Annotated in this window: 21 protein-coding genes; 8 read left to right on the forward strand and 13 right to left on the reverse strand. The window is 46.9% G+C overall.

Translation table 11 applies throughout. The annotated features are described in order from the left end of the window. Positions 1-24: 24 nt before the first annotated feature. The 3 genes from KB186_RS15770 to KB186_RS15780 form a co-directional block, all read right to left on the reverse strand. Positions 25-501 (reverse strand): GNAT family N-acetyltransferase, encoded by a 477-nt coding sequence (locus KB186_RS15770; protein WP_232773951.1) that lies wholly within the window; start codon positions 499-501, stop codon positions 25-27. Further along, positions 482-1,183: an MBL fold metallo-hydrolase gene (locus KB186_RS15775; RefSeq protein ID WP_232773952.1), complete on the reverse strand. Its 702-nt coding sequence runs from the start codon at positions 1,181-1,183 to the stop codon at positions 482-484. The genes KB186_RS15770 and KB186_RS15775 overlap by 20 nt, the downstream gene beginning before the upstream one ends. 195 nt (positions 1,184-1,378) lie before the next feature. Further along, a complete protein-coding gene (locus KB186_RS15780; RefSeq protein ID WP_173610557.1) occupies positions 1,379-3,106 on the reverse strand; it encodes an amidohydrolase in 1,728 nt (575 codons plus the stop codon). 274 nt (positions 3,107-3,380) lie between these two features. Here KB186_RS15780 and KB186_RS15785 point away from each other — a divergent pair, with 274 nt between their 5' ends. Both KB186_RS15785 and KB186_RS15790 read left to right on the forward strand, forming a co-directional pair. Then, positions 3,381-3,830: a MarR family winged helix-turn-helix transcriptional regulator gene (locus KB186_RS15785; RefSeq protein WP_229087946.1), complete on the forward strand. Its 450-nt coding sequence runs from the start codon at positions 3,381-3,383 to the stop codon at positions 3,828-3,830. Then, complete coding sequence (locus KB186_RS15790) at positions 3,818-5,434, forward strand: DHA2 family efflux MFS transporter permease subunit (RefSeq protein ID WP_221866860.1); 1,617 nt, start codon at positions 3,818-3,820, stop codon at positions 5,432-5,434. Before KB186_RS15785 ends, KB186_RS15790 begins: the two co-directional genes overlap by 13 nt. Before the next feature lie 86 nt (positions 5,435-5,520). Here the strand turns inward: KB186_RS15790 and KB186_RS15795 are convergent, their stop codons facing one another. Further along, entirely contained in the window at positions 5,521-6,276 is a 756-nt protein-coding gene (locus tag KB186_RS15795; RefSeq protein WP_232773953.1) for a metallophosphoesterase family protein, read from the reverse strand. A 323-nt stretch (positions 6,277-6,599) separates the two neighbouring features. Between KB186_RS15795 and KB186_RS15800 the strand changes: the two genes are divergently transcribed. Next, positions 6,600-7,157 (forward strand): RNA polymerase sigma factor, encoded by a 558-nt coding sequence (locus KB186_RS15800; RefSeq protein ID WP_173610561.1) that lies wholly within the window; start codon positions 6,600-6,602, stop codon positions 7,155-7,157. After that, complete coding sequence (locus KB186_RS15805) at positions 7,154-8,899, forward strand: DUF4179 domain-containing protein (protein ID WP_232773954.1); 1,746 nt, start codon at positions 7,154-7,156, stop codon at positions 8,897-8,899. Before KB186_RS15800 ends, KB186_RS15805 begins: the two co-directional genes overlap by 4 nt. A gap of 54 nt (positions 8,900-8,953) precedes the next feature. On the opposite strand, the gene KB186_RS15810 is transcribed toward KB186_RS15805, so the two are convergent. The 8 genes from KB186_RS15810 to KB186_RS15845 all read right to left on the reverse strand — a co-directional run bounded on the left by KB186_RS15810 (position 8,954) and on the right by KB186_RS15845 (position 19,062). After that, complete coding sequence (locus tag KB186_RS15810; protein ID WP_173610563.1) at positions 8,954-9,487, reverse strand: GNAT family N-acetyltransferase; 534 nt, start codon at positions 9,485-9,487, stop codon at positions 8,954-8,956. 12 nt (positions 9,488-9,499) lie between these two features. Next, the gene (locus KB186_RS15815; protein WP_173610564.1) at positions 9,500-10,117 is read right to left on the reverse strand and encodes a TetR/AcrR family transcriptional regulator; all 618 of its coding nucleotides are present in this window, start codon (positions 10,115-10,117) and stop codon (positions 9,500-9,502) included. A 540-nt stretch (positions 10,118-10,657) separates the two neighbouring features. Next, positions 10,658-13,822: a hybrid sensor histidine kinase/response regulator gene (locus tag KB186_RS15820; RefSeq protein WP_232773955.1), complete on the reverse strand. Its 3,165-nt coding sequence runs from the start codon at positions 13,820-13,822 to the stop codon at positions 10,658-10,660. Positions 13,823-13,881: 59 nt separating this feature from the next. Further along, a complete protein-coding gene (locus KB186_RS15825) occupies positions 13,882-15,030 on the reverse strand; it encodes an ABC transporter permease (RefSeq protein ID WP_221866855.1) in 1,149 nt (382 codons plus the stop codon). Beyond that, positions 15,027-16,157 carry an ABC transporter permease gene (locus KB186_RS15830; RefSeq protein WP_173610567.1) on the reverse strand — a complete coding sequence of 377 codons (1,131 nt, stop codon included), beginning with the start codon at positions 16,155-16,157 and terminating at the stop codon, positions 15,027-15,029. The genes KB186_RS15825 and KB186_RS15830 overlap by 4 nt, the downstream gene beginning before the upstream one ends. Before the next feature lie 15 nt (positions 16,158-16,172). Continuing rightward, the gene (locus KB186_RS15835) at positions 16,173-17,111 is read right to left on the reverse strand and encodes an ABC transporter ATP-binding protein (RefSeq protein ID WP_173610568.1); all 939 of its coding nucleotides are present in this window, start codon (positions 17,109-17,111) and stop codon (positions 16,173-16,175) included. Positions 17,112-17,228: 117 nt separating this feature from the next. Next, positions 17,229-18,344 carry a sensor histidine kinase gene (locus KB186_RS15840; RefSeq protein ID WP_232773956.1) on the reverse strand — a complete coding sequence of 372 codons (1,116 nt, stop codon included), beginning with the start codon at positions 18,342-18,344 and terminating at the stop codon, positions 17,229-17,231. 16 nt (positions 18,345-18,360) lie between these two features. Next, positions 18,361-19,062: a response regulator transcription factor gene (locus tag KB186_RS15845; RefSeq protein ID WP_232773957.1), complete on the reverse strand. Its 702-nt coding sequence runs from the start codon at positions 19,060-19,062 to the stop codon at positions 18,361-18,363. Positions 19,063-19,328: 266 nt separating this feature from the next. Here KB186_RS15845 and KB186_RS15850 point away from each other — a divergent pair, with 266 nt between their 5' ends. From KB186_RS15850 to KB186_RS15865, 4 genes are all read left to right on the forward strand, one after another. Then, the gene (locus tag KB186_RS15850) at positions 19,329-20,114 is read left to right on the forward strand and encodes a class I SAM-dependent methyltransferase (RefSeq protein ID WP_173610571.1); all 786 of its coding nucleotides are present in this window, start codon (positions 19,329-19,331) and stop codon (positions 20,112-20,114) included. A gap of 146 nt (positions 20,115-20,260) precedes the next feature. Further along, positions 20,261-20,872 carry a TetR/AcrR family transcriptional regulator gene (locus KB186_RS15855; RefSeq protein WP_221866850.1) on the forward strand — a complete coding sequence of 204 codons (612 nt, stop codon included), beginning with the start codon at positions 20,261-20,263 and terminating at the stop codon, positions 20,870-20,872. A 22-nt stretch (positions 20,873-20,894) separates the two neighbouring features. Then, on the forward strand, positions 20,895-22,088 hold the full coding sequence (locus KB186_RS15860) for an MFS transporter (RefSeq protein WP_173610573.1): 1,194 nt from the start codon (positions 20,895-20,897) through the stop codon (positions 22,086-22,088). 94 nt (positions 22,089-22,182) lie between these two features. Then, on the forward strand, positions 22,183-23,043 hold the full coding sequence (locus KB186_RS15865) for a copper amine oxidase N-terminal domain-containing protein (RefSeq protein ID WP_173610574.1): 861 nt from the start codon (positions 22,183-22,185) through the stop codon (positions 23,041-23,043). A gap of 140 nt (positions 23,044-23,183) precedes the next feature. On the opposite strand, the gene KB186_RS15870 is transcribed toward KB186_RS15865, so the two are convergent. Next, positions 23,184-24,059, reverse strand: coding sequence for a radical SAM/SPASM domain-containing protein (locus KB186_RS15870; protein ID WP_173610575.1), 876 nt, complete (start codon positions 24,057-24,059; stop codon positions 23,184-23,186). Positions 24,060-24,203 lie beyond the last annotated feature (144 nt).

Consider the following 24,203-nt stretch of genomic DNA (forward strand, 5'->3'; position numbering starts at 1 on the left):
GATACTGATTGGAATAGACTGCAGCTATTCCATACTCTGTACCTTTCCGATCTCCACTTCCAACAGCGGCAATACTCTTCCTGGGAACACGGTAGACGCGATTTCTCCTACTCGCTTTGCCCCTCTCGACAAGTAAAACGGTTCTGCGTACGGGTCGCTGTGGATGGTGATGACTGGGATACCCAGCTTTTGTGCCACCTCCACCATATGCTGCCACAGAGCCTTTCCATAACCTTTTCCTACTGCCTCCGGTTCCAGGAACAAAAAGCCTAATAGCCAGTGCTCCTGCTCTGCATCCTTTTCCAAACTCATGAAGCCTTTGATGCTGCCCTCATCCTCTAACACATATACTTCCTGTGTCTCGATATAGGCAGATGATAGCGTCAGATCTTCGCGACAGGCCTCCATGAATTCATCACTGTATCCCCAATAAGCTTTGGAGCGATAGGCTAGCTTGCTCAGTTCGCTTGCTTCTTGTCCTTTACCTCTGCGGATGTTCATCTGAATTCAGGCCCTCCTTTGCTACGATCTCTGCTAACCGTTGTTTGATACCCCCTGTACAAACGCCACCATGATAGGCAATCACCGTCTCTATATCAAACTCGAGCAGTTTGCGGATCGATTGCAGTGCCGTCGTTTGATCTGGTGTGAATTCGGGATTGAAAGGCATCAGTACCCCATCTTGTGCTGTGAGGGCGTCTCCAGAAATCAGCGTCTTGCTCGGAATATGATACAAAGAGATGTGATCGGGGGAATGACCGGGCGTATAAATCACCTGTATACCGCCACAGTATGGGAGAACATCGCCATCCTGTACGGCATGATCGACTTCTACCGGAGGAGCCAGTACCCCACTTTTGATCAGGGGTGTTTCTCCAGCCAGATACGGAATCGCTACCTCGTGAGCAATCACCTGTACGCTTCCTTCCGCTGCTGCTACGATTTCTGGCAAGCTGCCGATATGATCCCGGTCTTGATGGGTAATGATGATTTTCGTCAACTTTTCAAAGGGAATCGCTTCTTGCTCCAGTACGTTCTGAATCAGTTGCAATTGTCCGGAGATGCCTGTATCCACAAGAATGGCTTCATTCTCATCCCATAGCACTGCGGTGTGGACGACGAATGGATTGCCTCCTGCGTTCATCTCCAGTTTGATCGTTTTGATTCCTTCTGTTTGGGTCAAATCGGACACCTCCAGTATTTGCTTGAATCTGAATCGTATGAATGATTCCCTAAAAGCAGGGGTGAATCCTCCCCTCCCCGATTGTCAGTCCACAAAAAATGGCCTTCAACTTGGAGAGGCCCTGCAAAAAAACGAGCCTGTAGAATCGCTTCTAAGGCTCGTTTCGCGTTTAAGGAGAGGTATTCCTATCCTCTCTTACTTTGCTTCCTTCTGACGATAAACTTCCTTCCCTTCAACCAAGGTCAGCACGACTTTCGCATCCTTGATTTGAGTGGCTGGAATTTTAAACAAATTTTTATCGAGCACGATGAGATCTGCCTTCTTGCCGACTTCGATCGAGCCTGTGATGTCATCCACGTGGTTGGCGTAAGCACCATCAATCGTGAAGCTGGCGATCATTTCTGCAAGCGTCGCACGCTCGTCTGGGTTGGCAATTTTGCTCGGATCGGTTACACCTTCCTCGACCCGGGTAATGCCTTGTTGAATGCCATGCAGTGGATTGAATTCCGGCGTTACGATGTAGTCAGAAGAAGAAGCTACATGCACCCCTTTTTTCAGGAAGCTCTTCATCGGGTATTCTTTTTCTGCGCGTTCGTGACCCAAGTACGGTACTTCGATCTCATCGTAGTAGCCCTCTTCCTGCATAAACCAGAATGGCTGCACGATTCCGACTGCACCCAGCTTTTTGAAGCGCTCGATGTCTGACTCATTGACCAGTTGCAAGTGAACGAGCGAGTGGCGAGCATCGTGCTTGCCATTTTGTTTTTCAGCGAGCTCCATACCGTCCAGTGCAATGCGGGTAGAAGCATCCCCGATAGAATGGATGTGCAATTGGAAGCCTGCCTTGTCTACTGCGGCAGCGGTTTGATTGTAAACCTCTGGCTTCCAGATTAATTCTCCGTTTGTTTCCTTATGGACATACGGCTTTTCCAAGTAAGCTGTGGCGCCTTCTACGACTCCATCCAAAAAGATTTTGACGGCGTTGACCTGGAATAGCGGATTTTGATTTTGATTACGCTCACGGATTTTTACGAATTCTGCGATCTGCTCAGGTCCTTTTTCCGGATTCGCTGTCAACGCATTGCGGAAGCGGATGGTCAGCTTGTCCTCTTTCGCGAGCTCCTCGTACGCTTCCAATACGTTCGGATAGCGTAGCATATCCGGGTCGCGCACTGTCGTTACACCGCGTTCAACTGCTTTTTCCTGGTAGGCTTCTATCCCGGACTTGTATTGCTGGACGGTGTATCCGCCGATTTTTGACAGCACCAGATTCATTGCGCTTTCACGCAACGTTCCAGATGGTTCACCTGTTTTCGGATCGCGCTCGATAATGCCACCCTCAGGGTTTGGTGTGTCCTTCTTGATTCCGGCCAGCTTCAATGCTGCCGAGTTCACCCACAAAGAATGTCCATCATCGGAGGTCAACGCGATTGGAGTCGTTGGCACGATTTTATCCAAAACTTCCTTGCGCGGACCAATACCAGGCACTACCGGATTGCTCCAGCCGCGTCCTTGCAATGCTGGTTCATTTGGATGCTCTTTGACGAATTTCTCGATGGTCGCAACGTATTCCTCGACAGAGCCTCCGTTAAATAAATCAATGGAGTAAATGAGTCCCGTCGTTTTGCTTGCATGCGTATGACTGTCAATAAAGCCCGGCAATACCATTTGGCCTTTCAGATCGATTACTTTCGTATCCTTGCCAATGTGTGCTTTCGCATATTCATCTGCGCCGACAAAGACAATTTTATCACCGCGAATAGCCACGGCCTCCGCCCAGCTGTTCTTATTGTCCACTGTGTAAACCGCGCCGTTCGTTAACACGACATCTGCTGGCTGTTTTGTCTCTTGGGCGGCAAAAGCCGACATCGGGCTCATCAGCGCTGTGGCGAGCAAGGCGCTGGTTAATTTTTTTCCAAACACGTTAAGATCCCACCTATCTATTTATCTAAGATGAAAAGAATGCCAAAACCGATTGTAGCATCGCAACTCTGAAAATTCCATGAAATCCGGTCGAAAAATAGTATTATTTCCCGATTTATGACGAAATTGATCACATAATGACCACTTGAATTGGTCAAATTGGTAAAAGGTTAATTTGACTCTCCTTCATGAATCGATGTATACTCATAAATGTTTTAGGGGGTAAACATTTAACACCGTATATAATTAAGCAATGAAAACAGGAGAGGGTACGATGCAAAGCCAAGTCAATTTTGAAGAACTTTATATACAACTCCAGCGAAAGGTTTCGGCTGAGTCACACAAGCGTTTGGACCCACTCGTATCAGGATCACAAGCGATGCTTTTGCGAATCCTAGATATGAGCGGCCCGCAGAAGGCATCTTCTATTGCAGAACGAATGAATATTACCCCCGGAGCCGTTACGAGTCTCGCTGATAAATTGATTGCTTGCGGCTATGCCACCCGAAATCGTGACAGTACGGATCGCCGCGTCGTCCAACTGGACATAACCGATGAAGGAAGAGAAATCCTGCGGAAATATAAAATCATCGTGAGAAATACCATTGAACAGTTTTTTGCAGGCGTGTCTGATGAAGACAAACAACACTTAGTCCGCATCTATCACCAGGTTCTGAAGAATATAGATCAACAAAGAGAGGAGAATCAAGATTGCAACAGCTGACAGAGAAAAAGAAAGTGACGATTATGATCGCGATTATTACAGCCATGTTTTTTGCCGCGATCAACCAGACCATTATTGGTGTTGCCATGCCGCGTATTATCTCGAAGCTCGGTGGCATGGATTACTATTCGTGGGCGATTACGATTTATTTGCTGACCTCAACCGTCGCTTCTGTGCTGGTTGGGAAGCTCTCCGATATATACGGAAGAAAACCGTTTATTTTGACGGGTATCGCGTTGTTTAGTATCGGAGCCTTGTTGTCCGGGTTTTCTACCGATATTTTTCAACTGATTACGTATCGTGGCATTCAAGGGGCGGGTGCAGGGATCATCATGTCCACTGCTTTTACCGCCATGGGTGATTTGTACGAACCCCGCGAGCGTGCCAAATGGGGCGGAATCATGAGTGCCGTCTTCGGTGTATCCAGTGTGCTTGGTCCTCTGATGGGCGGCTATATCGTCGACCATCTCGACTGGCACTGGGTGTTCTGGATCTTCTTGCCGATTGGCGTGATTGCCTTTCTGTTGATCATGATTCATTTCCCAAGAGTACCGAAGCAAGAAGGAGAGTCTGTCGACTACTTCGGCTCGCTGTTCTTGACGCTCACCATCGTACCGATGCTGCTCGCCTTCTCATGGGCAGGTAATGGACCGGGCAAACACGCCTGGGGCTCGTGGCAAATTATTGGTTTGTTTGCCGCCACAATCATTGCGTTGATCGTGTTTATTATGATTGAGAGGAAAGTAAAGACTCCTGTTCTTCCGCTGGGCTTGTTCAAAAACAGTATTTTTACTGTCTCCAATCTAGTCGGATTCTTCCTCAACGCGGGGATGATGGGCGCTATCATTTATGTGCCATTCTTTGTCCAAGGGGTCAAAGGCATCTCGCCGACGATGGCTGGTTATGTGGCGATGCCGATGTCGATTGCCATGCTCGCGACCTCTGCAATCGCCGGACAAATCATGACCAAGACGGGAAAATATAAAAAGATGGCGCTGGGTGGACTTCTCGTCATGACCTTGGGCATGGTGCTGATGTATTTCATGTCGCCAACCACACCGATTTACTTGCTCGTGATCTACATGATCATTCTCGGTTTGGGGATCGGGATTGCGATGCCAGTCTTCTCTTTGACGGTGCAAAATGCAGTCGCACCGCAGCAATTGGGTGTCGCCACAGCAACGTCGCAGCTTTTCCGTAACCTCGGTGGGACCATTGGAATTGCTGTCATGGGAACCGTCATGAGTGCCAGCATGTCTGCGAAAATGACGCAACTGTCGGGAGCCATGGGTCAGGTGAACAATCCCGCAGCAGCTGATCCTGCCCTGGCAGAGAAGCTGTCGCTCTTTACGAATCCGCAAAATTTGTTGGATCAGCCGAAAATTGAAGCCACGCTGGCTAGTCTGCCACCGGATTTGCAGCCGCTGTTTACTCACATGCTGGATATGATCCGGGAAGCGATGAGCTATGGAATTACGACTACGTTTTTGACTGGGGCGATTGTAGCAGGAATCGCGGTCATCATCGCGCTGTTCCTGAAGGAAATTCCACTGCGTAGTGGGAAGATGGGACAGAAGCCGGAGGGCGAAGCAGGAAAGGCTTAATAGGAAAAGGAAGAGGGCACTTGTCCTCTTCCTTTTTTTCATGGGGTTAATCTGCAAGAATGTCTGGCTGCTCGACGGTCGACACCCTACAGCTCTGCTCTTCCCGTTCGGATCGCATAGGCGTAGTCTCTGCGTCCGTTTTCCTCTGCTTTTCTGGCTGCCTGCTCGAAATCATACGGAACCAATACATGCTCAACCAACCACGAGCCGCCTTGTTTTTTTACCGTGACGTACTTGGCATGGGGTGTCTTCGATTCCATTGAATGCGGGTACGGCGCTTCCTCAAAATACGCTGGCAGCCCTACGCTCCCCGGATTTACCACGAGCTTGCCATCTGGCAGCCATACGGATTTGGGCACATGTGAGTGTCCGCAAAAAATGACCTGTTGCTGAATGCCAGTAAGCTCGATCATTAAGGAATTTGCGCTTTTGTCTTCGATTCCATATGGAGCGACACTCTCCAATAAGTACACATCATCGGCAAAAGGTGTGCCGTGGCAAAACAAGAGATCATCCAACGTCCACTGCTTTTCGAATGCCCCGATCCAACTAAGCATTTCTTGTGTCAGCAGTGGCTTCACGTATTCGAACGTGATGGACTCCATTTGCTCTTCCAGTAAATATCTGTCACAATTACCCATGATGTGGGTAATAGAAGATCGCTCCATTAAGAGCTTTGCCGTTTTGATCGGATCAAGCGGTCCAAACAACGTATCGCCCAGGTTCACGATGGTTTGAATACCGCGGGAATCAATGTCGTGCAGCACGGCCTCCAATGCATAAGCGTTGCTGTGTATGTCGGAGATCACCGCGATGGAATGGTTGTTTTGGCTCAAGGTCATATACTCCTTTACGAAATTCGAAGCATCTATGCTTATAGTATTACTGCAAAATTATGTACATTTCCTGCTCCATTTAAGTTTTCGCGGCTTACGTGACAGATAAAGAGGATGCCCTTCTATCAAACGAAGAGAGGCATCCTCTTCCTATGCCATTTTGAAAAAATCATGAAAAAAGTTTGAGAGGGGTCCCCTCTCCTCATCGTCTATAGTAGTGAACAGCAAAACGGTTTTGTCCGTTTTGTTTGACAACAATCGAGAAACGTTGAGACGTTTTTCACAAAAAGGAAAGCTGCGCAGCACCTTTTTGCAAGGAGGTAACAAACATGCAGGACGATCGAGAGGTCATTGCGGAGGTTCTTCAAGGAAATAAAGAGGCTTATGCTCTGATCGTCAATAAATACAAGGGAAAAATCGCTTCGATTCTCCAGCGTACGCTCCACCATTCTCATGATGCCGAAGACATGGTGCAGGAGGTTTTTATCAAGGCGTACTACAGTCTGCCAGACTATAAACCCCAGTACTCCTTTTCTGCCTGGCTGTATCGAATCGCAATTAATCGCGGGATTGACGAGCTGCGGAAGCGAAAACGGATGCCTTCCGTAACGGAGATAGATGTCGAGGTCAAAGACGAATGTCCGATCCCGGAGGAAGATTATCTGGAAAAAGAACAGAGTCATTCTTTGCGACAGCAGATGATGACACTGGACAAAAACCACAGGATGCTTCTCGATTTACATTATCTCCAGCACCTAAGCTACCGAGAGATCGGCAACAAACTATCTTTGTCCGTAGATACTGTCAGAATGCGCCTCTCCTATGCCAGGAAAAAGCTGCGAGACCAGCTAAGCAAGCCGGAGAAAAAAGGGGGTACCCCGCTTTGAACTGCCTTACGCAAAGACAGCTGATCGCCTACATGGAAGATCGTTTATCACCAGTGAACAAACAAAATATCGAAAGTCATCTCGATCATTGCACACACTGCCAGCACCGGCTGGAGCAATGGATCGATGAGCTGCACCAAACAGAAGAAACGATATGGGAAGATTCTCTCTCAGCAAATATGGATCAAAAAATTATTCAGATGCTCTCGCCTCATCCCGTGAGAGTATTGAACCCTGCTACCCCTTCACACCAACCACCTGCGTGGAAAAAAAGGAGTATCACGATCATGAAAAGAATGACAATTGCCGCCGCTGCATTAACCATCATCGTAACGGGAGGAATGCTCGTCTCCCCGACCTTTGCCAGTTATGTCCATGCTGCTTTTACGAACAGCCCAATAGGCAAGGCTGATCCTGTAGCACCTGTAAGCAATAGCTTTTTGCAAGAATTAGCGGACAAAGGAATTGCTCAAGCAGCCAAGAATGGATTCGCGCAGTCCGTTGATGTTAGCACGACCGATCAAGGCCTCACTTTTGCCGTGCATGAAGTGATGGCTGACCCGCTGCGGATTAGCATAGCAGCTTCTTTAAAAGACAAGAACGGAAAGGCATTAGACAGCTTTATGTCGGAAATGGTGAGTAGATCTACCAAAGAGCCACTTATCATCATCAAAGACAAACAAGGAAACATCCTTACACCCTCTAAGGAAAAAAATGCTCAATACCCCAATAAACAATGGGATCATTCCATGTTTGTCGATAATGGTGTTATGATCTTGGATCGCGAGCTACGAAGCTATTTTGATGATCTAAACAAGGTGCCTGACGAGCTGATCGTAGAGTTTAACATCAAGCAACTGGACAGCATCAAGGGGAACTGGAAGCTGTCCGTACCAGTCGATATGAAAAAAGCAAAAGCAGCAATGAAGACCCATGAAATTAACAAAGCCTACACGACCCCGCAAGGACTCAAGCTGAACGTCAAACAAATTACGTTTGCGCCAAGCGGAGTGGAGATGGTCATTGATCGAGCCCTTGCTGCTAACGAGAATAACGCATACAGCTATGAGCTTGTGGACGACAAGGGCAAAGCGGTCGCTGCTTGGGATTCGACTGCGGTTATTCATGAAGCCAACAAAAGAAGTAATGTGACCAGGGATGTGAAATGGGAGCATACCCAATCCACCGAAAGTGGAGCAAGAGACTTCCATTACTTCTATCCCATTGACGAAAGCCAAAATCTCACCTTCAAGCTTGGATCTGTTTATACAGAGGAAGCGGCTGCTTTAAACGCGAAATTGGACAACAATCGCCTCGAGAAGAAAGAAGTCATCACAGCGGAAGACCAGGGAGATCAGTTTACTTTCAAAAAAGATCAAAAGGATCCAAACGCGGTTGTTGATTTTGAAGGCTATGACGGCCATTACCGCGTGAACGACGATGGAACTACCACGAAATTGGAAGGCTACCACCTGGCATTCGAGGCAACTCTCGCTCCAGATGCTGCCGCTATGGGTCCTTACCAATACTGGACCATTACAGACGAGACCGGGAAAAAGTACGAAGACATCCAGTACTTAATCGATAAGACTGAGTTTGAAAATGATCGGGCGATTTTTGGAGGTAAGGTTTTCTTAGAAAACCTCACAACCCTGCCAAAGCAATTGATCATTTCATCCGAGAAACGAATGGTTGAACACAAAAATGTAGAGTGGGAAGTACCAATTTACTCCGGAAAATAAGGGCTTTTCATATGCAAAAGGCTGGTGGTACACATCGTACCGCCAGCCTCTTTTTCACGCGATATATTCCTGCTGCAAAATTCCCATGTGGACAATATCATGCCATTTCCCCTCTCGAAACAAAAACTGCCGCGAGATTCCCTCTTGCTTGAATCCGAGCCTCTCATACAGCTTGATCGCCCTTTCGTTAAAAGAAAAAACACGCAGCGATACCCGATGCAGATTCATTTCCAAGAATGCATAATCCAGCAGCAGCTTCAGCGCTTCTCGTCCATACCCTTTTCCCCAATACTCTTTCTCCCCAATATCGATGATGCACTCCGCATTGCGGTTTTTCAGGTCGATCTGGATGAGAGAGGTAATCCCGATCGGTTGATGGGTTTGGCTGTCTACGATCATATAGCTCTTCGAGGAGCTTGCATGCAGAATGACCTGGTTCACAAAACCGTTCGTATCTTCCCACGTGTAGACGTCCATTGACGGATTCGTTGTCCGCATGACTTCTTCGTCATTTCTCCACCTGTGGTAGACGTCCACGTCCTCCCCCGTCATTTTTCTCAAATAAATTCTCTCTGTTTGAAACATCATTCGAACCCCTCCTTATTGAGTCGGTCCCAGCATCGCTCTCAATGAAAACAACAATGCTTCCATCTGCTCGGGCACCTTCGTTTTGGCTGGGCCCAAATGCGCGGTATCCAGCATCAATCCATCGATAACCGAGATGAAATAGCGAGCGATCACCTCAGGTGGTAGCTGTGGCTTAAACTCACCTGTCGCTGTCCCATGCGCGAAGAAAGCTGTCAACACGTCGACCATTTTTTCATAGCGAGTCGTGATATATGGATAGCTCTGTTGCTTCTGCTGATCCTTCAGTGACAGGAAAAACTCTGAGTTGGCTTTGGACAGTGTTTGATCGATTTTCTCGATCTCGCCTTGTTGCTTGTTCACCCATTTGGTGATTTGCTGCCAAGACCTTTCACCAGAAACAGGCGCGAAAAATTGTGCATCCTGTTGATCCTTGAATTGCAGCAGCTCCAAATATAGGTGCTCCAGGTTATCAAAGTAGGCGTACAAGGCTCCTCGTGATACGCCAGCCTCGTCCATGACGTCTTGCATGGTGGCCCGTGTGTAGCCTTTTGTGATGAACACACGTTTTGCCGCTTGCAGCAGTTCGATTTTCTTTTTGGTTTTGTATTCGTCGCTTACTTTTGGGGCCATGGGGTTTGAGGCTGCCTCCTTTGAACAAAATGTACATTGATGTCGTTTTTGTTGGTGAGATCATTATAAACGACATTCATGTCGTTTTTCAATCCCTTACGATTTCCCCACAATTTTCACCCCACCTTTCTACGGAAGTAGCCGCAATGTCCAATCAATGAAAAAAACATGGCATATTCTGTGTTAGATTGTCATGAAAGGATGGGGGCATTCTTGAAAAGAAAAAAATCGAAAAGGCTCAAAAAAGTCTTGGGACGCTTGGTACAATATGGACCTTATCTGGAGCGTCGCAGAGACCTAAGTAATCATCTTAGAGATGAATGTAATGATTTGAATCCGAATAATCCGAGCGGGGCTTTTTGTTGTTACCATTGCAGTAGATGTGCCATATATGGTAATCGGTTTGGTGACTATGACTGTAACTATTGTAATTCCGCAGAATGTAGGGGCGGGTGAATGGCGTTCCTCTGTATAGAAAACGCGAAAAAGCACCCTGCTTCACCATTAACAGTGATGCAGGGTGCAAAATAGCAACTCTCGCTATTGTGTCCGATCCGGTATGACAAAGGAAACCGTTGTTCCTTCTCCCGGATTGCTCGTGATGCGCAAGCCCTTCCCGTACATTTGCGTCAGTCTCCGATTCGTATTGGACACTCCGATTCCGCCTCTTTCCTTCTTAGACAAATCGAGAATTTGCCTTACAGTCTCCTCCTCCATTCCTATACCATCATCCTTCACCTCAAAAAGAGTGGCATTCTTTTGCCGGACGATGCGGATATGGAGAGTTCCCCCTTCTATTCGGGTAAGAAGACCATGGTTGATTGCATTCTCCACCAACGGCTGAATGGTCAGTGGCGGGACCAACAAATCGATATCAGGCTCAACCTCCCACACGACCTGTAACCGCTCGCCAAATCGTTCCTTTTCAATGTAAAGATAGGCTTGGACGAGCTCCAGCTCATGGGAGAGTGCAACTTGTTTTCCTGTATTCAAAAAGTCAAAGCTGATATGCAAGAAGGCGGTAAACGCATCTCCGAGTTTACGCATCTTCTCCGTATCAATGTCACTCAACGCCATAATCGAGCTAAGTGTGTTGAACAAGAAGTGCGGGTGAATCTGCGCCTGCAAGTAGGCAGCCTCCATACGAAGTCGTTCATCGACGGTTTGCTTGAGTGTCGTCAACGACCAGACGCGATATTTCAGCTCCATGCCATCTACTGGTTTGCAAACATAGTCATTCGCACCAGACAAATACCCGGTGTATACATCCTCAGACTGGCTGCGCGCCGTTAAGAGCAAGATCGGAAGCTCTGAAACAGAGAAATGCTCTCTAACCCTTTGCGTCAGCTCATAGCCCGACATATGCGGCATCATGACATCGATGATAAGCAAATCCCACTGCTCTGTAAAAAGCAGATCGAGCGCCTCTCTTGGCGATGTACACGTAGTGATTTGATAATGCGAGGATGAGAGCATTCGATCCAGCACCCTTAAGTTAACCGGGTCGTCATCGATTGCTAATATATTCGCCCTTCTTTCTACAAATGCATGTGCAGCCTTTTGCTGAAAAGCCAAGATATCTGGCGCTTCACTATGCCTCATCTGGTTGATAGCCGTCACTTGATTGCTCTTATCTATCTGCTCCGCATATTGGCTCTCTGTTGCTTTCATCTCATCTGTACTAACCACGGGCAGCCAGAAGCTAAATACCGAACCTTTGCCCGGTTCAGAGTCGACTCTCAGCTCGCTATCATGCAGCTCGACCAGCTGTGTACAAATAGCAAGACCGAGGCCGATTCCTCCACCACCGTTCGTTGCTTGAGCTCCCTGCTCATACGGCAAAAATATACGTGCCTTGGTCTGTTCATCCATCCCGATTCCTGTATCGGATACATAGATCGCCACCTGTCCGTCTACGTTCTCAGCAGAAACGACGACAGATCCTTCTTCCGTGAACTTCAGTGCGTTGTGAACAAGATTGAATAGAATCTGGACTATCCGCTTCTCATCTGCCAAGATTGGCGGGATGGACTCTGGTATGTCCATTTTCAGTTGAACAGGCTTGCCTTCTACCATGTAAGTAAGCATGCCGATGATTCCAGAAACAACTGATTGAATATGCAATGGCTTCTTCTGCAACACGATATGCTTGTCCTGCAAACGCACGACATCTAGCAAATCATCCAGTAAATGCGACATTCTGCGACTGATCGTGATTAAGAGCTCCATATCCTGCGTGCTCCGACCACCCATGACATGCTTTTCATTGTTGACGACAGTCTGGGCGATGTTCATGATACCGTGCAATGGCGTTCTCAGTTCATGCGAGGTATGGGCAAGAAACTGGTCTTTGAGCTTGTCCGCTTCCTTCAATTGCTCCGTTAGCTTTACTTTTTCCTCTGCATTGCGAAAGAATCGCTTGAACCAATAGGCAGAGAAGCTGACAAGAGCAGCAATCAGGTCGAGCGGATAAAACACGTACTTGATATCGATGATTTGATATTCCATGATTGCGGACCATATGACATTGGAAAAAATACTCGTTGCAGCAATGAGCCAGAATACAGCATCATGCTTGTTTTGGATGAGCATGCGGCTGATTCTGAAAATAAACAATAGCAACGGGCCGAAATAAATAATGACTAAAAATGGCGTTCCGGCTAATATATACACCCATTGTGCCGTTCCCAGCACGATGACTGCCGAATAAAGACTGAGCACGGAAAAATACGCCCTAAACGGCCTAGAGTTTTCTTTCTCCCCCTGATCAGATAGACTTCTCACCAATAAAATCATCAGCAAAGGCTGCCATATGTAGGCGAGCACTTCTACCTTGATCGACCATGTATAATCGATCGGGATCCAAAGTAACAGTAGATTGTCATAATCCGACACAACTTTTATCCCCACGCAGGAAAGCAACAGCAAAAACACGAGAAACTCTTTGTAGCGGGCATTCAACACATACAGGATGCCGGCATACAAGCCATGAAGCAACAAGATGAGGAAGGTTGCCATCTGGAAGCCGATAGAATACCAACGTTCGGTGTCAATAGCTGCCTGCGACCCGAAGTAAATCGATCTGATGATGCCCCCTTCGATTGGATTATGGTAGTTGGCCGTTCGGACAAGCACTTCAATGACCTTTGCATCACCTGCATTGTATGTAACCGTGAAGGATGCCTTCTGCGGCGTGTACGCTTCCGCTGTTGTCGCAGGCACTCCAACTCTGGCTAAGATCTCTCCGTTAACGTCTACGGTAGAAGATGCCTCCACTTGCGGAACCCATAAGGTGTATGGCTGATTTAGTGGTTGATCGACCAAGATCCGTAAACGGTATGTTCCATAGCCATACGGTGACGGAGAGTCCCTGGAAAAAGCGCTGCTCCAATCGCCAGGCACTTGAACATATTGCCGCTCGTCATTGGATGATTGTTTGAATTCTTCATGCGTGACGAACGAATTAGGGAAAAACTCCCATTCCCCATCCAGTGAAATGGACGGGGAATTTTCGAAGTCCCACCCGCGCATATCAAGAACCCCTTGAACTACAGGCGGATGCTCTGGAAACGTATGAAACGAAAACCAGAACATCCGAAGCCCTAGTAGAAATGCTAAAAACAAGAGAAGAATCAAAAGATACTTACTTATGAGTGCTTTTGAATGACTCCGATTATGGTTGCTTCGCTTTATCATAGTATGCATCTTTCGACACACTTCGGATTATCCCTTGTCAAATTACAGTTCCACAGTCCTATTTTTACTCACACAAACTGCCTACTATCGTTATTCCGCCCAAACCGATAAATGGCGATCAAGGCAAAAACTATAGCGAATGCGAGCAAAATAGCTATGTGCAAATACAAGCTCCCCAGACTGTACCCTTGTTGCAGCTTATTCACCGTATCGAGCAACCAATGCTGGGGCAAGAATGTTGAAATTTTGCGCACGGTGTCCGGCATGATTTCCATTGGAAAGAAGCAGCCGGCCAGTAGGCATGTCGGTACAATGATCAGGTTGGAAATCGCTCCAGCACCTGCTCTACTCTTCGCGAAGGCAACGGTCATCAGCGAAAGGGCGATTGCTCCCAGCGCAAACACGAACAACGGCAGAATCATTTGACCATACGAGACGCCTGCATCTATGCCGAAGACGTTTTTCATGACGAGCAAGGTGACAATGATTTGCAGCAGCAAAATAAACATGCTGACGATAATATTCGAGAATACATAGGATCTAGCCGACATCGGCGAAGAAAGGAGTCGCAAAAAGGTGCGATTCTCTTTTTCTTTTAAAATGATCTCCGACATGTTCACAGCCGAAAACATCATGAACATAATGAGAAATCCAATCGATTGATTCGTCATGCGCGTCACGTTCGATGTGTCTTGAAGCATTGCCGTATTTAGCTTGTAGCGTTGCTCATGGTATGCCGTATACAGCTTCGTGAACTTTGCCTCATCCGCCTGTGCCGCTTTTCCAATCGCGGCAAGATTGCCGATATAACTGTGCAGCATGGCCTTCACGTAGGCAGTAACCTGTTCACCTTTTACGGATACAATATTCAAGTGTGCCGGCGCCCCTTTCCGAACACTGGCAGCATACCCTGCCTCGAAAACAATTCCGCTATCCAGCTCACCGGAAACGATTTGTTCACGCATCGTTTGTTCGTCAATGACTGTGACTTTGATAGATTCCAATTTCTCGATAAACCGGATCGTGTCCTGCGTGATCACCTGGTCCCCATCCTGATTGATAATTCCTACATGAATCGTGCCGCTGCCTGCATTGCTGTAGAGGGTAAGAGACAGCAGAACCCCAACGATCGGCAAACCTAAATAGGTGAACCAGCTTTTTTTACTGCGAAAAGTCTCCATCAGGGTTTTCCTAATTAGCCATAGCATTTCACTCATACGAAAGCACCCTCCCGTCTGCGCATCGTGATAACAGAAATGATGATGAACGCCGTGGCGATGCTCACGTTCATCGCAATCGCAAACCATGCGCCTCTTGGATTGTCTGTGTAGATGATTTGCAGCAGTCCTGTATTTGCCCAGTGAAGGGGAGAGAATTTGGCCAAGAGGCTGAAGAAACCTGCCGATTGATCAACGGGAAAATAGGCACCGCCTACAAAGGAGGCGACTTGCGTAAAAATATTGTTGATTGCCCTTACTCCTTCCCCTTTGAAAAGAAAGCTGATCCCCAGGCCCAGGCTGACCGCAAGCAGCACCTCTGTCAAAAGCACGAGGATCACCATTCCGTAGTGGTTGCCCCAATCTGCTTGGAACACGAACTTGCTGACTAGGAACACGACGAGTACGAAAAATAAATTGACGAACGTACTGCCGATAATTTTGCCGGTAAAAATGACACCTTTGCTGACAGGCGCTGCCATTAACCGTGTGGACGTTTTGTTCGTCCGCTCCTTGGTGAACAAATAACTCGCAGAATACATCGAGTAGAGCCCAATCATGGTCGTCATCGCAATCGCGTAATAATCGATTGCCCCCGGTTTTTTATTTGGATTCAAGGTCGTTTCATGAATAAAATCATCACGATGTCCGATACCCTTGACTATTGCCGAAGCAGATTCGGGATCTACCTGATAAGCTGCGGATGCGAGCGAGTACCTATCTGCAAAAACGGTTAGCATCCCCGCAAGGATATTGCTTCCTATCGCATTCTTGCTGCTTCCATAAAACTCAATCCCCGTATCACTGACGACTGCGTACCCCGTATAGCGATCCGAACGAACTTCCTCCTGCCCGTTCATGCCTGAACTCTCTTGAGCGACCTCCACTCCTTTATCACCCAATGCTTTGGTAAACGCGTTCCACGCCGTAGACATTTGCGCATTCGTCCCGTTGCTTTTATACAACAAGCGCATGTCTCCTACGGTCCTCGTATCGTCGAAGGCATTGGAAAGGGCGGAACCTAATATCAGCATCAGGATGATGGGAAGCGCTAGCATAAACATAAACGTTCTCTTTTCGCGAAGGCTGGACTTGATTTCTTTTACAGCGATATTCCATATGTTCATGGCAAAGCCCCTCCTCTAGTCTCGCAAGTTTCGACCGGTTAAGGTCAAGAACACAGTCTCCAGATTCGGCGCTTGCTCTTCAACGGAGCGGATTTCTACCTGATCCTTGATGAATTGTTGAATGATCCGGTTCAGGTTGTTGATCTCCGTTTTCGATACGATTTTGATCGTATTCTCTTCTTGAAGCACCGCATTTACACCGGGAATCGCCTTAATACCTTCGAGGTTTAACGGTTCATCCGCTCTGACGCCAATCCAAATTTCCTTTGCGTCAGTAATAATCGATTTTAGCTCCTCCTTCGATCCTTCCGCGATGACTTTTCCATGGTCGACGATGGCAATGCGAGTGCAGATTTCTTCGACTTCCTCCATGTAATGGCTCGTATAAATGATCGTGCAGCCCATGTCGTTTAGCTTGCGTACCGAATTCAAAATATAATTGCGTGAATGAGGGTCAATCCCGACTGTAGGTTCGTCCATGATGATCAGCTTCGGCCGATGAGCAATGGCGCAAGCGATGTTTAACCGACGCTTCATCCCGCCAGAGAAGTTTTTGGGAAAGCTAGTAGCTTTGTCACCGAGACCTACGAATTCAAGCGCCTCTTCCGTCCGTTCGCGTAGCAGTGATCCACGAAGTCCGTACAAGCCAGCAAAAAACCTCACGTTTTCATAGGCAGTCATATCCTCGTAGATGGCGATATCTTGTGGCACGATACCGATGTTCATTTTGGCGAATTTGCTGTGTTTCTCAATGTTTTTTCCCAGCAGAATAATCTCGCCCTTTGTTGCGCGCAACAGGGAGGCGATCATGTTGATGGTCGTGCTCTTTCCCGCTCCGTTGGCCCCCAAAAAACCAAAGATTTCTCCTTCCCGAACATTCAGAGACATATTGTCGACGGCGACGAAATCACCGAATTTTTTCGTTAACTGACGAATTTCCAATACATGACTCACGCAACTCACTCCCTTCGTGGTTATGTCTGCATTGTAATAAAAAAGGATGCCCCTATGTCAGTGCATAAGTTCATCCTCGACACATGAGAATTCTCATGTTGTTTCTTATGATTTTTTTCATTCGTTGCGATAAGGCAGCAGAGTGGTCACGCTAAAGCCTCGCGTACCGTCTACGATCACTGTTCCACCAGCGGAAGCGGCTCTCTCCTCCATCCCGAGAATGCCAAGCCCTTTTACAACCTTTTCTGCACCGGCCCCATTGTCTGTGACCACTGCTTTAATGAATGTATTCAGTACCCGCACCTCTAGGGAAATCACTGTTGCCTTCGCATATTTGAGTGCATTCGTGACCGCTTCCGTTGCGTTTTGCTGGATGATTTTCCACTGAATCGGTGTAATGACGTCGATGTCCCCATCAAAAGTAAGCGTGGCTGTCACTGTCTCTCTCGCAGATAGCTCATCGACAAACAACCGGAGTCGATTGATTCCTAACTCCTCTGGCCGTGGCTTCACATCCTTGAGTGTCACTCTGATTCGCTCCAGCCCTTCCTTCGATATTGCAATCGCATTACGAAGTAGCTCGGATGCCTTGTCCTGATCAGTCGCCATCAGCAGTCGCGACGCTTCCATCTGAATGAGCGCACCTGCCACCGCATGCCCCACATCGTCGTGAATTTGTTGAGAAAGGCGATTGCGTTCCTCCAGTTGAATCGTATAGGTCGACTGGCGGAAGTATTCGCTGCTCTCATTCAAGGAGCGGGTCAAGCTTTGTAAATCCGCTCTCATCTTCTCTCGTTCTGCCTCTAATCTGCGAAGCTTGTCAGTTAGCATGCTGCCACACCTATACAGCAAAAAGCTAAGAAAGGCCGTTAGTAAATACATGGGTATCCATTCAGGCAAAACAATGAACAAAGGCAACAGCATACAGCCAAATACGACCACTCTCTGTTTACTTGCCAAGAATACGAGCTCCAAAATGTGGACAGGCAAGAGCAACACAAATAACGGGTCCAACATAAGAGTACTTGCTACCACGAACACGATAGATAGCCCCATAAATAATTGCTTATGATTCCTCTTTTTCACAATGAGAATAGTGAGATTACTAGCCAAATACAACAAATACACAAGAATTTGCCACGGGTCAATTTCAGAAGTGGGATGAGCCAGAAAAGAAGTCACGATGATAAACCCAAGCACCGCTGCCTTATTCGCCATTGTCCATAACTCCATCGGTATTGACCTCCTTTCAGTCAGACATGTTCGTTTCGCCCGTCAAATAATAGATGGCGATCTGCGTGCGGTGTTCAAGCGCTGTTTTATTCAAGATGGAAGTAATGTAATTCGCAACGGTTCCTTCGGAAATAAACAGCTTCTTGGCGATTTCTTTGTTCGATAGCCCTTTGGCAATCTGCTTCATGACATCGAGCTCCCGTTCCGTAAATAAGCTTTGGTCGATTTTGCTTTCGGTAGGGATGGCTGCTGTCGCTTTGGGAGGAGCGGTAGTGGACATGGTATCCGTCGCGTTTATCCCTGCATTCAGGTTCATTTTGATTTTATCCAGGACGACATCCTGCAGGACATGATGGTTGTTATAGACACTCTTAATGGCATCTCGGATGCGGTTGGGATCATTGTTTTTCAATAAATAACCGCGTGCCCCCGCTTGAATGGCTTCGAGAACAAATTCGTCATCGTCGAACGTCGTCAAAATGAGTGGTCTGACTGTAGTTTCGGTAGTCAGCACACGAGTCGCTTCCACTCCATTCATATTCGGCATCCGAACATCCAAAAGAGCGACGTCTACCTCGTTCTGTTTGCAAAACGTCACCGCCTCGACCCCATCCTCCACACTCCCGACTACTTCAAACTCCGCAAAGCTCGTCAGGATGATTTTCATGCCTTCCCGTATAAACGAATTGTCGTCTGCGATCAACACTTTGATTTTCAAAGCAGCTTGCCTCCCGTCGAACAAACCCTCGACCGCATAAAGAGCGGACGTATATTTTTTTCCCAATATTACCACTGTCCTGCTTTGCTCCACAATTGTAGAATCTCGCCCCAATTGTTCTTACTTTCCGGTCACACATGGAAAAATTAACACTTCGAAAATATATAGACACGAATCATATGTGTCAGTATGATAAATTACCTAAGCCCTCTAACCAACCTATCGGGGCCAATTTTTTGAATGGAATACTCTATGGAGGGGAATTTGTGGAAACAGCACAACTGAATAAAACATCTTGGAACACCGGGGCTTATCAAGCTTGGCTGAAACGCTTTGGAACACCTGCTGAGGCAGCGGTCAAAATTAAAGAAGACCCCCAAAAACGAATCGGCAAGGTATATGAGCACATGGGAGATATTCGCGGCAAAAAGATTATCAATTTACTCGGTTCTAATGGAAACAAAGCCGTTGCGCTCGCCTTGCTAGGTGCCGACGTGACCATCGCCGATTTCTCGTATGAGAATGAACAATACGCCAAAGAACTGGCTGCAGCTGCCGATGTTGACCTGACTTACATCGTATCGGATGTATTGCAGCTCCCTCCAGATGTATTGTCTGGTGAGTATGATCTCGTTTTTATGGAATTCGGTATTCTTCATTACTTTTTGGACTTAACCGAATTATTCCAGGTGGTCAACTCGCTCCTGCGAAAAGGCGGCGCGCTCGTCCTCCAAGATTTCCATCCGGTATCCACAAAACTCATCTCCTCACGTGGAACGACTGCGAATATTCGCAAACATAAAGTAACAGGCGATTATTTCGACACCTCGCTTGAGGAAAAGGAAATTGCTTTCTCCAAATTTCTCTCGAACGGTACAAATGTCGCTGAATCAAAAGTATTGTTACGCAATTGGACCTTAGGCGAAATTGTTACGTCCATTGCAAACAAAGGGCTGTGCCTAAAAATGCTGGAAGAGCTCCCGAATCTCTCCTCGGAAGTTTTTGACAAAGGAATCCCGAAGACCTTCACAATTATCGCCGAGAAATTATAATGAACGTTTGCCATCATCTTATTACATTCCTAATACCGAAAAGGGGAGGATTTCCCTCCTCTTTTTCTTTCATACCCTTATAGACTGACGGTCAGTCATATGGTAATCTGTATCCAACCACTTACTGACAATCGAAGGAGGCGCCGATGAAAAGAATCGTGAAAGACCCCACAACACGGCGAGCAGAGATATTGGAAGCCGCCGGGGAGCTATTTCGAAATCAGGGTTATGTCCATACAACCGTGGATGCGATCATTCAAAAGGTTGGCGTAGCGAAAGGAACCTTTTATTACTACTTTAAATCGAAGGAAGAAATCCTCGAAGCATTTGTCCAGTCCATGGTCGATACGCTTTGCGAAGAATATAAAAAAATCGCAGATGACTCTACCTTGCCTGTCATGGAGAAGGTTCGCCAGATGCTGCGCAGCCAAAGCCACCCCATCGACAAGCAAGCCGAATGGATGGAAAGCTTGCATCGCCCTGAAAACAGAGAGCTTCACGAGCGTCTGAACATCGCCATTATCTTAAAAATTGCTCCTGTCCTTGCGCAAGTCATTGAACAAGGAAATAAAGAAGCTGTCTTTCATGTTGAGAATGCCTTGGAAACCGTTCAGTTTCTCCTCGCTGGCTCGCAATTTTTGTTGGAATCAGGCATTTTTCATTGGGAGCAAGAGGAGCAGACAAAACGTCTACAAGCCATGCAGGTGATTATTGAACGGTCACTAGGAGCTGCGCCGGGGTCCTTCTCGTTTCTGTAATGGATGAAAAGGAGGAAAGACAATGAACGCTCATGATAAAGCCTTTCGCAGATTTCTGATCATTTGGTCAGGGCAGCTGCTTTCCGCCATCGGTAGTGGACTTACCGCTTTTGTCTTGGGTGTCTTTGTTTTTCAACAGACCCAATCTACCATGAGCTATTCGTTCATCATTCTCTTCTCTTTTCTCCCCTCCTTCCTTTTACTCCCCTTTAGCGGGGTGTTTGCAGACAGGTTTGACCGCAAGAAAATGATGGTCATTGGCGATCTCGGTTCCATAGCTGGTATCTTGTTCATCTTGCTTGTCATGCTGTCCGGGCGCATGGAATTATGGCACATCTATTTGGGGGTCTGCATCAGCTCGATCTCTGCCGCTATTCTAAACCCAGCCTATAAAGCAGCCGTCTCCGATCTGGTTTCGGAAGAGATGTACTCACAGGCAAGCGGACTCATCCAACTGGCAAGTTCAGCTCAATATCTTATTTCCCCACTGATTGCAGGATTTCTTCTCAGTGCTTTTGATATCCAGCTCGTCTTACTCATCGATATGATGACCTTCCTTTTAGCCGTCGGCGCCGTGCTGATGATTATGAAACACGATGCCACTCCCCAGACACATGAAAGACAAAGCTTTTTTCGCGAAATGTCTGAAGCCTTCCGCTATCTCCTTTCAAAGAAAGGCGTTTTCTCGTTCGTTCTGTTAATGTCCGTCGTGTGCTTTTACATCGGGTTGCTGCAATCGCTTTTTGGGCCTATGATGCTGACATTCACTGATTCCAAGACATTTGGTATCGCCCTCTCTGTATCTGCATCAGGTATGCTCGTCAGCAGCCTTTTGATCGGACTGTTCAGTATGGGAAAAAGCAAAGTGTTCATGCTGTCCTTCTCTCTCGTACTTGCTGGCTTGTTTTATGCCCTGATGGGTGTGTTTACTTCCGTTTGGCTGATTATGGTTTTTGGCTTCCTCTTTTTCATCACGCTTCCCTTTGTGAACACCAGCCTCGAGGTACTCATTCGAACGAATGTCGAGAATGAACGGCAAGGCAGAGTGTGGTCGATGATCACGGCTATTTCACAAATCGGGTTCGTACTGGCATTTGGATCGGCGGGATTTTTGGCGGATCATGTATTTAAGCTACTAGGAATCGTAATTGGACGCGTAAGAAAGATACGGGATTTGGAAGGAATGACACGGAAAGGTAACTATTCGCACAAATAAAATATTTTCTCAAAATCTATGCAACTTATTCATATATTCCTCCGTCTTGAATGTCGAGTTCATGAAACTTACACCTAGAAGGAGGAAGATTCAAATGAAAAAAGCAATATCTACTTCGTTGGTTGCTATTCTACTCGCAACTAGTGTACCTGCTGCTCTGGCGGCTGACCTGGAAAGCAAAGGAAAAGGTAATGGCAAGCCCGAAGTAAAGGCAGAAGCAAAAGATAAATCGAAAGAAACTTCTGTCAAAGAATCTGATACCGATACTGATAGCGACGATGAGAACTCAACTGAAGCTAGCACAGAATCCAACATCAAAGACGTAAAATTGAAAAAAGAGCTGATCGAGCTTCGCCAAGAGCTCAAGCATGCAGCGGAAATCACGGAAGATCAAAAAGCGAAATACGAGCAGCTGGTATCTGAACTGGAAAAAACCGCTGACAAACATGGAGCTTTGGAAGTACAGCTTGAGCTTCTTCAGCGCACGTACCAAAAAGGAGATCACACACCATTCAAAAAGCTTGGAGAACTCCTTGAGAATACTGGCTCGACAGAAGTGAAAGCATTCGTAGATGGACAACAGGTAAAAGCTGACGTGGCACCGTTTGTAAAAGGTGGAAGAGCGTTGGTGCCTGTACGTGCTATCAGTTCCGCATTGAAAGCGGAAGTGAACTGGAAGCCAGAGACTCGTAGCGTAGAAATTACGCGTGGCGAAAAATCCATCACGCTGTACCTCGATAAAAAAGAAGCAACTGTTGATGGGAAAACCATTTCTCTGGACACTGCACCTGTACTGAAAAATGGACGTGTATTCCTGCCTCTGCGCTTCATCAGTGAACAACTGAACGCGAAAGTAGAATGGCAAGAAGAAGGCAAAATCGTCATCATCGACGACCTTCAAGCCGCTAACGAATCCGAGCAGGATAAAGACTCCACCGATACATCTGCAAAGTAATACAGGCTACAAGCCCTCACATAGCTGAGGGCTTTTTTACCATTAGGTCTACCTTTGCTCGTAAATAAAAAAAATAGCGGATCTCATTCGCTCCTTTCAGCAATGAAATCCGCTATTTTTTATTTTTACCAACACTTTTGCTATGCTCCAAACCGCTGGCGGTACCCGCATCTTCTACATAATTCCTCGACAGCTTCCCTGCGAGAAAATCCTTCTACCAGATTATTGGCCCGCTCGCCATCCACAATATCAGTGAAAGAGTTCTGATTGATATTCCCTAGATTAATGACCCCTTCCCCATCGAGACAACACGGCACAACGGTTCCATTTTCGAGAATCGCCGCTTGCGTGCGCAATCCATGGCAAAAGCCTTTTCCATCATCTTCAGGCGCTGTCAAACTCGGCCACTGGAATTCGTAATCTTGGTTCAAATAAACGCGGTCATCGATTTTTACCCCGCTGCCCGGCACTACTTTCTCTTCGATCCGATAGTCCAGCCCAAATTCTTTCTCAATGATTTCGAGAGTCTGGCGGTTTCTACTCTTTTGAATGTTCGTGGCGTTATCCTGTGTCAAATTCCACAGACGGAAAGAAAAAATTACTTGATGCTCCCGAGCTTCCCGAACAAATGAAAGAATCTCGCGCAAATAACCTTCACGGTTGGTTGAGCCGATATGCCCGTCAAAGCTGTGAAGCGAGAAGTTCATTTGTCGGAGAGCAGGCTTGCCCAGCAATTTATGCCGATTTTTCGCGATCAGCGTTCCATTTGTGGTGATATTGACCTTGAAGCCTTTCTCATGGCTGATATCAAGCAGCTCATCAATTTTGGGGTGGAGAAGCGGTTCTCCTTTGACGTGCAAATAAATGTAATCCGTGTGCGGTTTGATCTCATCCAGCCTTTTCGCAAAGTCTTCTACTTTAATAAAACTTTTACCGCGTTCCGTTGGCGGACAAAAGGTACAGGCGAGATTGCAAACGCTGGTGATTTCTATATAGACTTTCTTAAAGGTTTTCAAGATGTTTTCCCCATTCCCGTTGCCTATGATTGATCATACCCATCATAGTAACATAGGAGGGCTTTTACAGGTAACGGTGTATTCTGGTGGTTTAAACGAAATCTCGCGTCACTCGATCCTTATTACACGCCTTATATAGACATC

Source organism: Brevibacillus sp. AF8, assembly GCF_021270385.1.
Taxonomy (GTDB): Bacteria; Bacillota; Bacilli; order Brevibacillales; family Brevibacillaceae; genus Brevibacillus.